This is a genomic window from Rhodobacter viridis, from assembly GCF_003217355.1.
Taxonomy (GTDB): Bacteria; Pseudomonadota; Alphaproteobacteria; order Rhodobacterales; family Rhodobacteraceae; genus Rhodobacter; species Rhodobacter viridis.
The window spans coordinates 437,911-447,203 of sequence record NZ_QJTK01000002.1 but is presented as its reverse complement, the minus strand read 5'-3'; the positions used below and the strand labels follow the sequence as shown (position 1 = coordinate 447,203).

The window sequence follows — 9,293 nt, the reverse complement described above, 5'->3', positions numbered from 1 at the left end:
GCCGAAGCCTAGAGTGCGATACGCGCTCGGTCCGCAGTCGCTTGCGCAACCAAACCGCCCGCATATCTCTTCAGATAGCATCAATGTCAAAGAGCGCGGAAACAAAAACCAACCTTCAGCACCAATCTCTCGGCGCTTCCAGCCAACCTCGTCTCCAGTTTTCCGTTCGCTTTCAGTCGCTTGCGCTTCCGTCCGCTACCGTCTGCAACCACCGTCGCTTCGGTGAGGGGTCTTCTACGGATACTCCCAAACCTCCGCAACCCCCTTTCGCAAAAAATCTCAAACTTTCTCCCAACAACACAAAAATTCCCAATAAACATTGACCACAATGACTGAACACACAAACAAAAACCCGACCAAGATGCCGTCGAGTTTTCGATCATTGCGCAAATCACCCACTGCAGCGAAAGATAATTCACCATTTCACCCCGCCGCCGCCTCAGGATGGGCACATTCCGCGCGCACTCTGCGCGCGATGCGGGAGAGAGGGGCATCAGTCGGGACGCCCCGCCCGCAAGGAGACGGAACATGAAGAACTTTGGCATGCGCAGTCTGATGATGGCGGCGCTGTGTGTGGTGCCCGGTGTCGGGATGGCGCAGGATCTGGTGAAGGTCGAAACGGTCGGGGTCTGGGATGTGCTGGTCGATCCGACCATCGGCAATGGCTGCCTGATCAACGCCGAATTCGAGGATGGCTCGGATGTGCGCATCGGCTTCGACCCGGAGAAGGGCAACGGCTATCTGATGGCGATGAACGCCGCCTGGGGCGATATCGAGGACGACAAGACCTACCCGATCAGCTTCGATGTCGACGGTCAGACCTATAATGGCGATGCAAAGGGCGTGCATCTGGATGGCGTGCCGGGCGTCGACATTTCCTTCGACAGCGCCGACTTCCTGATGGACATCGCGCAGAAGCAGACGCTGAGCCTGTCGAACGAGAGCGGCGAGGTGATGTCGATCGACCTGACCGACAGCCATGCGGCGCTGGAAGCGGCTGCTGCCTGCCAGCAGAATCAGTGATCGGGACAAGATCCGGTCGGGGGCGGCTCCATGCGGGCCGCCCCCACTTATTTGTCGATCTCAGTGGTGGCGATGCGCCTGCAACTGACCAAGCCGCACATGGCGCAGCGCCTCGACCAGCATCGCGGTCATCAGGCCGAAGTTGAGAAAACCGCCCGCTCCGGTCATGCCGCCCAGGATGCGCCACTCGGCGGGCAGGATCACGTCGCCATAGCCAAGCGTCGTATAAGAGACGAGCGAGAAGTAGACCGCGGTTTCGAGCGTCGGGAAGACGCCCAGCTCGTAATAGAAGCCTGCCCAGATCCAGACGCCGAGCGTCACCATCGTCAGCGCCCAGAGCGCCACCACGACGACGACCAGAAGCAGCTTCGGTCGGTGCGGCTCTCGCAAAAGCCAGAAGTGCACCTTGGAGAAGGACCACTCCATCACCCAGGCGGCCAGACCCGCCAAGGTCACGGTGATCAGCATGAGCGCGGAACCGATGAAAATCTGCAAGAACATGGCGGGCCTCCCGTGCTTGGCGCTACGCCCCGGCCCGGGATGGGTCAAGCGCGTTAGCGCCGCACTGGACAGCCCGCCGCCCCTCGCCTATCTGAAAGCGATCATGGCGCAGAAATCCGACCCCAATTCGAAGCTCATTGCCGAAAACCGGCAGGCCCGGTTCCATTATGCCATCGAGAGCGATCTCGAGGCCGGGATCATGCTGCTGGGCTCGGAGGTGAAATCGCTGCGCACCGGGCAGTCGAACATCGCCGAGAGCTATGCCAGCGTCGAAAATGGCGAGCTGTGGCTGATCAACTCTTACATTGCCGCCTACAAGCAGGCGGGCGTCTTCGGCCACGAAGAGCGGCGGCATCGCAAGCTTCTGGTGTCGAAAAAGGAGCTCAGCCGGCTGTGGCAGGCGATCGGCCGCGAGGGCATGACGCTGGTGCCGCTGGCGATGTATTTCAACGATCGCGGCAAGGTGAAGCTGAAGCTCGGCGTCGCCAAGGGCAAGAAACTGGCCGACAAGCGCGAAACCGAGGCCAAGCGCGACTGGAATCGGCAAAAGCAACGCCTGTTGAAGCAGAACGGATAGGGCCTCTGCCCTTGCCCCCATGGCCTCGTGAAGCTAAGCACAAAGCGATGACGGGAGGGTGAAAGATGGCTTTGGACGATCCGAAAACACTTGTTTCCACCGACTGGCTCGAGGCGCATCTGCGCGACCCCGATCTGCGGGTTCTCGATGCCTCGTGGTTCCTGCCCTCGATGGGGCGGGATGCGAAGGCGGGCTATGCCGCGGCCCATATTCCGGGGGCGCGGTTCTTCGACATCGACGAGATTTCCGACACGCGCTCGGACCTGCCGCACATGGCTCCGCCGGTCGAGAAATTCATGAGCAGAATGCGGGCGATGGGCGTGGGCGATGGCCATCAGGTCGTCATCTATGACCAGATGGGGATCTTTTCCGCGCCGCGCGTCTGGTGGCTGTTCCGGCTGATGGGCAAATCCGACGTCGCCGTGCTGGATGGCGGTCTGCCGAAATGGCTGGCCGAGGGCCGCGAGACCGAAGACATGGCGCCGATCCCGCGCGACCGTCACATGACGGTGCAGCGGCAGGCGCATCTGATCAAGGACGTGACGCAGGTCGCGCATGCCTCGAAGCTCGGCGATCACGAGATCATCGACGCCCGTCCGCGTGGCCGGTTCACCGGCACCGATCCCGAACCGCGGCCCGGCCTGCGCTCGGGGCATATTCCCGGCTCGAAGAACGTGCCGTGGAACGAGGTGCTGACCGAGGCAAACACGATGAAATCGCCCGAAGATCTGCGCGCGGTCTTCACGGCGGCAGGGGTGGACCTTGCGAAACCGGCCATCGCCACCTGCGGCTCGGGGATTTCCGCCGCGGTTCTGGTGCTGGCGCTGGAACGGATCGGCCACCGCAATCACGCCCTTTATGACGGCTCCTGGGCCGAATGGGGCATGTTCAACGACCTGCGCGTCGCAACCGGAGAAGCATGATGTTCAATTCCCTCAAAGCTCAGGCGCCCGACAAGATCTTGGCGCTGATGGGCCAGTTCCGCGCCGATCCGCGGACGGACAAGATCGACCTTGGCGTCGGTGTCTACAAGGACGCCGAAGGCCGGACCCCGGTGATGCGGGCGATCAAATCGGCCGAAAAGCAGCTTTGGGAAACGGAAACCACGAAAACCTACACCGCGCTGGCGGGCGAGCCCGCCTTCCACGCCGCGATGGCGGAAATGGTGCTGGGCGCGGGCTATCCGGCCGATCGTCTGTCGTGCCTCGCCACGGTGGGCGGTACCGGCGCCTGCCGTCAGGCGTTCGAACTGGCGCGTCTGGCAAACCCCGGCTGCACCGTCTGGGTCTCGGACCCGACCTGGCCGAACCACCTCTCGATCCTCGCCTTCATGAAGCAGGACTATAAACTCTATCGCTACTTCGACAATGACGCCCGCGCGGTGGCCTTTGATGCGATGATGGAAGACCTGCAGGCGATCAAGGCGGGCGATGTCGTGCTGCTGCACGGCTGCTGCCACAACCCGACCGGCGCCAACCTGACGCTCGATCAATGGGCGGCCGTCGCCGACCTTTTGGAAGCCAAGGGCGCCGTGCCGATGATCGACCTTGCCTATCAGGGCTTCGGTGACGGTCTGGAAGAAGACGCAGCGGGCACCCGGCTGATCGCCGCGCGTCTGCCCGAGGTGATGATCGCGGCCTCCTGCTCGAAGAACTTCGGCATCTACCGCGAACGCACCGGTTGCCTGATGGTCCTGTCCGATGCGGCCTCGAAAGAGGTGACGCAGGGCACCCTCGCCTATCTGAACCGTCAGAACTATTCCTTCTCGCCCGATCACGGCGCGCGGCTGGTGACGATGGTGCTGACCGACCCGACCCTGCGGGCCGAGTGGATGACCGAGCTTGAGGAAGTCCGCAAAGGCATGCTGGGCCTGCGCGAGCAACTGGCGGCAGAACTGCGCCAGCTTTCGAACTCGGACCGGTTCGACTTCGTCGCCCGTCACCGGGGCATGTTCTCGCGTCTGGGCGCCTCGCCCGAAGCGGTCGAAAAGATGCGCGTCGACAATGCGATCTACATGGTCGGCGATTCGCGTCTGAACATCGCCGGGCTGAACGCCAAGACCGTGCCGATCCTCGCCCGCGCGATCATCGCCGCCGGCGTGTGATTTCGCACAGAGACCTGTGCAAGGGCGGCCCCTCGGGGTCGCCCTTTTGCATGTTCTGTCACTTGATATTGTAAGCACGCTTATAATATATCTGCTCATCTCCGATGGAGGGATGATGAGCAACGGTGAAATTCCCCACGAAAGCCTCGGCTTTCTGATGCATGACGCGGCGCGGCTTCTGCGCAAACGCTTCGAGGTGCAGGCGGCAGAGCTTGGCCTGACTTCGGCGCAGTGGCGGCTGCTGGTCAACCTGTTCAAGCGCGGGCCGCTGCCGCAGGCACGGCTGGCGGAGCTGCTGGAAATCGAGCCGATTTCGCTCTCGCGCCTTGTCGACCGGATGGCCGAGGCGGGTTGGGTGGAACGCCGCCCCGACCCGAACGACCGCCGCATCCGCATCGTTCATGCCACCGACAAGACCCGGTCGACGATCAGCGCCGCGCGCCATATCGCCGACAGCATTTATGCCGACGCTCTGGCGGGCCTGCCCCCCGGCGCCACCGAAACGATGACGGCGATGCTGCGCCAGATCATCTGCAACCTTTCGCAAACGACCGAGACCGAAAAATGACCGATGCAACCCAAGCTCCGAAGAAATCGCCGAAGAAACTCTTGATGGCGACGCTGCCCGTGGCGCTGATCGCGGTGGGCGGCTGGGTCTGGCTTGACTCGGGCCGCTACGAATCGACCGAAAACGCTGCCGTGCAACAGGCGCGGATCTCTGTCGCCTCGGATATTTCCGGCCGCGTGACCGAGGTTTTCGTCAAGGACAATGCCGTGGTGACAGCGGGGCAGCCGCTCTTCCGCGTCGATCCTGAGCCCTATCAGATCGCGCTCGCTCAGGCCGATGCGGCGCTCGCCCAGGCGCGGCTTCAGGTCGATCAGCTGCGCGCGGCTTATCAACTGGCGCTGGCGCAGGAAAAGGTCGCGCAGGATACGGCAGATTACCTTGCCTCGGAACTGAAGCGGCAAGAGGCGATCACCGGCCGCGGCGCGGGCACGGAATCGGCGCTGGATGCGGCGCGCCATGATGCCAGCTCGGCCGAAGAAAGCCTTGCAGCGGCCAAGCAAGGCGTGGCCGCTGCGCTGGCGGCGCTTGGCGGCGATCCGAAGGTCGAAACAGATGCCCATCCGACCGTGCAGGCCGCGCTGACCGCGCGCGACAAGGCCGCCTACAATCTGGGCCTGACCGAGGTGAAAGCCCCCGCCGATGGCGTGATCTACAAGGCCGACAGCTTCAAGCCGGGCCAGTTCGTCGCCGCGGGGGCGTCGCTGTTCTCGCTCGTGGAAACCGGCGACACCTGGATCGAGGCGAACTTCAAGGAAACCCAGATCGGCAAGATGGCCCCCGGCCAGAAAGCGACGATCGAATTCGACACCTTCCCCGGTGAAGAGTTCGAAGCGACCGTCGCCGCCGTCGGCGCGGGCACCGGGGCCGAGTTCTCGCTGCTGCCGGCGCAGAACGCCACCGGCAACTGGGTCAAGGTCACGCAGCGCGTGCCCGTGATGCTGCGGCTCGCGCCCGGCACCGAGGCCCCTGCCCTGCGCACCGGCCTGTCCGCCGCCGTCACCGTCGACACCAAGGCTGCCACCAACCTCGATGCGCTTGTCAGCAACGTCGAGGGCAAGCCCGCGACCGCCGGGAACTGAGCCATGCACGGACCGATCGAGGTCAAGCACCATGGGCTGATCACCGCCTCGCTGATGCTCGCGACCATCATGCAGGTGCTCGACACCACCATCGCCAACGTGGCGCTGCCGTCGATGCGCTCGGATCTGGGCGCGTCGTCGGACACGATCAACTGGGTGCTGACCTCCTATATCGTCGCCTCGGCGATCGTCACGCCGCTCTCGGGGTGGCTCTCGGAACGCTACGGCCGGAAAGAGGTCTTCATCGCCTCGGTCGCAGGCTTCGTCTTCACGTCGATGCTCTGCGGCATCGCGTGGAGCCTGAACTCGATGGTGTTCTTCCGCATGGCGCAGGGGGTCTTTGGCGCCGCCATCGTGCCGCTCAGCCAGACCTTCCTGCTCGACATCAACCCGCGTGAAAAGCACGGGCAGGCGATGGCGATCTGGGGCGCGGGGATCATGGTCGGGCCGATCATCGGGCCGACACTCGGCGGCTATCTGACCGAGACGCTGAACTGGCGCTGGGTCTTTTACATCAACGTGCCGCTGGGCGTGATCGCGCTGGCAGGCCTTGCCGCCTACCTGCCGCACATGCCGCGCCGAACCCGACGCTTCGACTTCATCGGCTTTGCCGCGCTGGGTATCGGCGTCGGTTGCCTGCAATTGCTTCTGGACCGCGGCGGCGAGGTCGACTGGTTCAACTCGGTCGAGATCTGGATCGAGCTGGCGATCGCGATGTGCGGCTTCTGGGTCTTCGTGATCTGGATCATGGGGGTGGAGCATCCGTTCCTTGACCCGCACATGTTCACCGACCGCAACTTTTCGACCGGGCTGGTGCTGATCTTCATCGTCGGAATCGTGCTTTTGGCCTCGCTGGCGCTGCTGCCGCCGATGCTCTCGAGCCTCTTCGGCTATCCCGTCATCACGACGGGGATGGTGATGGCGCCGCGCGGCGTCGGCACGATGGTCACGATGATCGCGGCCGGGAAGCTCTTGCGCGTCGTCGATGCGCGCAAGCTGGTGATGACCGGCCTGATCTTCACCTCGGTCTCGCTTTACATCATGACGGGCTTTGGCCCGCAGATGAACGCGATGCCGATCATCGTCTCGGGCTTCGTGCAGGGGATCGGGCTGGGGCTGGTCTTCGTGCCGCTGTCGACCGTCGCCTTTGCGACGATCGCCCCGCAGTTCCGCGGCGATGCGACGGCGCTCTTCAGTCTGGTGCGCAACATCGGCAGCTCGATCGGGATCTCGATCGTCACCCTGCTTTTGACCCGCAACACCCAGATCAGCCATACCGAGCTGGTCTCGAACATCTCGGTCTTCGATCCGAACTTCTCGCAGATGATGAGCGGGCAATGGGGCGGCATCATGCAGGCGATGACGGCGCAATATGGCGAAGGCGCCTTCTGGAGCGTGATGAACCAGCTTGTCACGGCGCAGGCGGCGATGGTGGCCTATGTCGACGACTTCGAGGCGCTGATGTGGGTGACGCTCTCGGCCCTGCCGTTGGCCTTCCTGCTGCGGCGTCCGGTGGCCGCACCGCCGGGGGCTGCGGCACCGCCCCCCGCTCACGCGGATTAAAACAAAAAAAGGCCCGGGAATGTCCCGGGCCTTTCGCTTTCGATCCTTGCGGATCACATGTTGTAGGCGCTTTCGCCATGCGAGGTCTGGTCGAGGCCCTGACGTTCGTCATCGGCGGTCGGCCGCAGACCGAAGGCCATCGAGATGACCTTGAAGAGCACGAGCGACACACCACCCGACCACACCAGCGTGACCGTCACGGCTTTCAGCTGGGTGATGAACTGGGCCACCATGTCGTAGCTGCCCGGAACCGCCGGGAAGACGGTGTAATCGACCCAGCCCTGGCCGCCCAGCGACGGGTCGGCGACGATGGCCGTGCCCAGCGCGCCGACGATCCCGCCGATGCCGTGCACGCCGAAGACGTCGAGGCTGTCGTCATATTTCAGCTTCGACTTCACCACCGAGACGAAGAAGAAGCAGACCGGCGACACCACGAGGCCAAGCACGACCGAGCCCATCGGACCGGCGAAACCCGAAGCCGGGGTGATCGCGACGAGACCGGCGACGGCCCCCGACACGGCACCCAGCAGCGACGAGCGGCCATGCAGCACTTGTTCGACAAGGCTCCACGACAGCGCCGCGGCGGCAGTGGCAACGAAAGTGTTGATGAAGGCAAGCGCGGCCAGACCGTTCGACTCGAGGTTCGAACCGGCGTTGAAGCCAAACCAGCCAACCCACAGCAGCGAGGCGCCGATCATCGTCATCGTCAGCGAGTGGGGCGGCATCGGTTCCTTGTTGTGACCGATGCGCTTGCCGATCACGATGCAGCCCATCAGACCCGCGATCCCGGCGTTGATGTGCACGACCGTGCCACCGGCGAAGTCAAGACCACCCCAGCCCCAGATCAGGCCGTAATCGGTCGGCGCATCCACGAGGAAGTCGGGGCCAGCCCAGTACCAGACCATGTGGGCCATCGGGAAATAGACGACGGTCAGCCAGACCACCATGAAGATCATCAGCGGCCAGAACTTCACGCGCTCGGCGAAGGCGCCGACGATGAGGGCCGGGGTGATGCAGGCAAAGGTCATCTGGAAGACGACGAAAGCATATTCCGGGATATAGACGTTGTTCGAGAAGGTCGCGGCATAGGTGCCGGTGTTCACGCCGGCCAGGAACATCTTCGACAGGCCGCCGATGAAAGCGTTGCCCGAGGTGAAGGCGAGCGAATAGCCGTAGATCACCCACAGCAGCGAGGCGATCGACACGATCATGAACACCTGCATGAGCAGCGAAAGCATGTTCTTGGTGCGCACGAGGCCACCATAGAACAGTGCCAGCGCCGGGATCGACATCAGCAGAACCAGCGCCGAGGAGATCAGCATCCAGGCCGTGTCGCCCTTGTCGACCATGCCCGCCATCGCGGCGGCATCGGGGGCCTTGATCGGGCCGGCGGCGACAGCTTCGGCGACCGGCGCGGCCGCTTCCTGCGCGAACGCAGGCAGGGCCGCCACGGCAAGCGCCGTCGCAAGACCCGCGTATTTTGTCAGTTTGTTCATTGTCCCTGTTTCCCCTGTGGTTCTTAGAGCGCGTCGTCGCCCGCTTCGCCGGTGCGCACGCGCACGGCCTGGTTGACGTCGAGCACGAAGATCTTGCCGTCGCCGATCTTGTCGGTCTTCGCCGCTTTCAGGATCGTCTCGACCACTTCGTCGGCGAGATTGTCCGCAACGACGATTTCAAGCTTCACCTTCGGCACGAAATTCACCGCATACTCGGCACCACGATAAATTTCCGTATGGCCCGACTGAGCGCCGAAGCCCTTGATTTCCGTAACCATCATCCCGCGCACGCCGATCGCGGTCAGCGCCTCGCGGACCTCCTCGAGCTTGAACGGTTTGATCGCTGCAATGATGAGTTTCACGAGATGTCCCTTCCTATTGT

The 9,293-nt window shown here is 63.5% G+C and carries 10 protein-coding genes; 7 read left to right on the top strand and 3 right to left on the bottom strand.

All coding sequences use genetic code 11. The features are described 5' to 3' along the window. Positions 1-528: 528 nt before the first annotated feature. Positions 529-1,023, top strand: coding sequence for a hypothetical protein (locus C8J30_RS05435; protein ID WP_110804694.1), 495 nt, complete (start codon positions 529-531; stop codon positions 1,021-1,023). 60 nt (positions 1,024-1,083) lie between these two features. On the opposite strand, the gene C8J30_RS05430 is transcribed toward C8J30_RS05435, so the two are convergent. Next, complete coding sequence (locus C8J30_RS05430; protein ID WP_110804693.1) at positions 1,084-1,524, bottom strand: potassium channel family protein; 441 nt, start codon at positions 1,522-1,524, stop codon at positions 1,084-1,086. A 103-nt stretch (positions 1,525-1,627) separates the two neighbouring features. Here C8J30_RS05430 and smpB point away from each other — a divergent pair, with 103 nt between their 5' ends. The 6 genes from smpB (at position 1,628) to C8J30_RS05400 (ending at position 7,415) form a co-directional block, all read left to right on the top strand. After that, positions 1,628-2,101, top strand: a complete 474-nt coding sequence (gene smpB, locus C8J30_RS05425) for an SsrA-binding protein SmpB (protein WP_110804692.1) — start codon at positions 1,628-1,630, stop codon at positions 2,099-2,101. A gap of 65 nt (positions 2,102-2,166) precedes the next feature. Continuing rightward, on the top strand, positions 2,167-3,024 hold the full coding sequence (gene sseA / locus C8J30_RS05420) for a 3-mercaptopyruvate sulfurtransferase (RefSeq protein ID WP_110804691.1): 858 nt from the start codon (positions 2,167-2,169) through the stop codon (positions 3,022-3,024). Beyond that, the gene (locus tag C8J30_RS05415) at positions 3,024-4,205 is read left to right on the top strand and encodes an amino acid aminotransferase (RefSeq protein ID WP_110804690.1); all 1,182 of its coding nucleotides are present in this window, start codon (positions 3,024-3,026) and stop codon (positions 4,203-4,205) included. The genes sseA and C8J30_RS05415 overlap by 1 nt, the downstream gene beginning before the upstream one ends. Before the next feature lie 115 nt (positions 4,206-4,320). After that, the gene (locus tag C8J30_RS05410) at positions 4,321-4,773 is read left to right on the top strand and encodes a MarR family winged helix-turn-helix transcriptional regulator (RefSeq protein WP_110804727.1); all 453 of its coding nucleotides are present in this window, start codon (positions 4,321-4,323) and stop codon (positions 4,771-4,773) included. Then, positions 4,770-5,852: an HlyD family secretion protein gene (locus C8J30_RS05405; protein WP_110804689.1), complete on the top strand. Its 1,083-nt coding sequence runs from the start codon at positions 4,770-4,772 to the stop codon at positions 5,850-5,852. The genes C8J30_RS05410 and C8J30_RS05405 overlap by 4 nt, the downstream gene beginning before the upstream one ends. Before the next feature lie 3 nt (positions 5,853-5,855). Further along, positions 5,856-7,415 carry a DHA2 family efflux MFS transporter permease subunit gene (locus tag C8J30_RS05400; RefSeq protein WP_110804688.1) on the top strand — a complete coding sequence of 520 codons (1,560 nt, stop codon included), beginning with the start codon at positions 5,856-5,858 and terminating at the stop codon, positions 7,413-7,415. Between the two features lie 53 nt (positions 7,416-7,468). Here C8J30_RS05400 and C8J30_RS05395 read toward each other — a convergent pair whose 3' ends face one another. After that, the gene (locus C8J30_RS05395) at positions 7,469-8,911 is read right to left on the bottom strand and encodes an ammonium transporter (protein ID WP_110804687.1); all 1,443 of its coding nucleotides are present in this window, start codon (positions 8,909-8,911) and stop codon (positions 7,469-7,471) included. A 23-nt stretch (positions 8,912-8,934) separates the two neighbouring features. Beyond that, a complete protein-coding gene (locus tag C8J30_RS05390) occupies positions 8,935-9,273 on the bottom strand; it encodes a P-II family nitrogen regulator (protein WP_110804686.1) in 339 nt (112 codons plus the stop codon). Between the last annotated feature and the right edge of the window lie 20 nt (positions 9,274-9,293).

Excerpts from the sequence above, each read along its gene's own strand:
- C8J30_RS05435 (WP_110804694.1), top strand. The coding sequence starts at position 529 with ATGAAGAACTTTGGCATGCGCAGTCTGATGATGGCGGCGCTGTGTGTG.
- C8J30_RS05430 (WP_110804693.1), bottom strand. The coding sequence starts at position 1,524 with ATGTTCTTGCAGATTTTCATCGGTTCCGCGCTCATGCTGATCACCGTG.
- smpB (WP_110804692.1), top strand. The coding sequence starts at position 1,628 with ATGGCGCAGAAATCCGACCCCAATTCGAAGCTCATTGCCGAAAACCGG.
- sseA (WP_110804691.1), top strand. The coding sequence starts at position 2,167 with ATGGCTTTGGACGATCCGAAAACACTTGTTTCCACCGACTGGCTCGAG.
- C8J30_RS05415 (WP_110804690.1), top strand. The coding sequence starts at position 3,024 with ATGTTCAATTCCCTCAAAGCTCAGGCGCCCGACAAGATCTTGGCGCTG.
- C8J30_RS05410 (WP_110804727.1), top strand. The coding sequence starts at position 4,321 with ATGAGCAACGGTGAAATTCCCCACGAAAGCCTCGGCTTTCTGATGCAT.
- C8J30_RS05405 (WP_110804689.1), top strand. The coding sequence starts at position 4,770 with ATGACCGATGCAACCCAAGCTCCGAAGAAATCGCCGAAGAAACTCTTG.
- C8J30_RS05400 (WP_110804688.1), top strand. The coding sequence starts at position 5,856 with ATGCACGGACCGATCGAGGTCAAGCACCATGGGCTGATCACCGCCTCG.
- C8J30_RS05395 (WP_110804687.1), bottom strand. The coding sequence starts at position 8,911 with ATGAACAAACTGACAAAATACGCGGGTCTTGCGACGGCGCTTGCCGTG.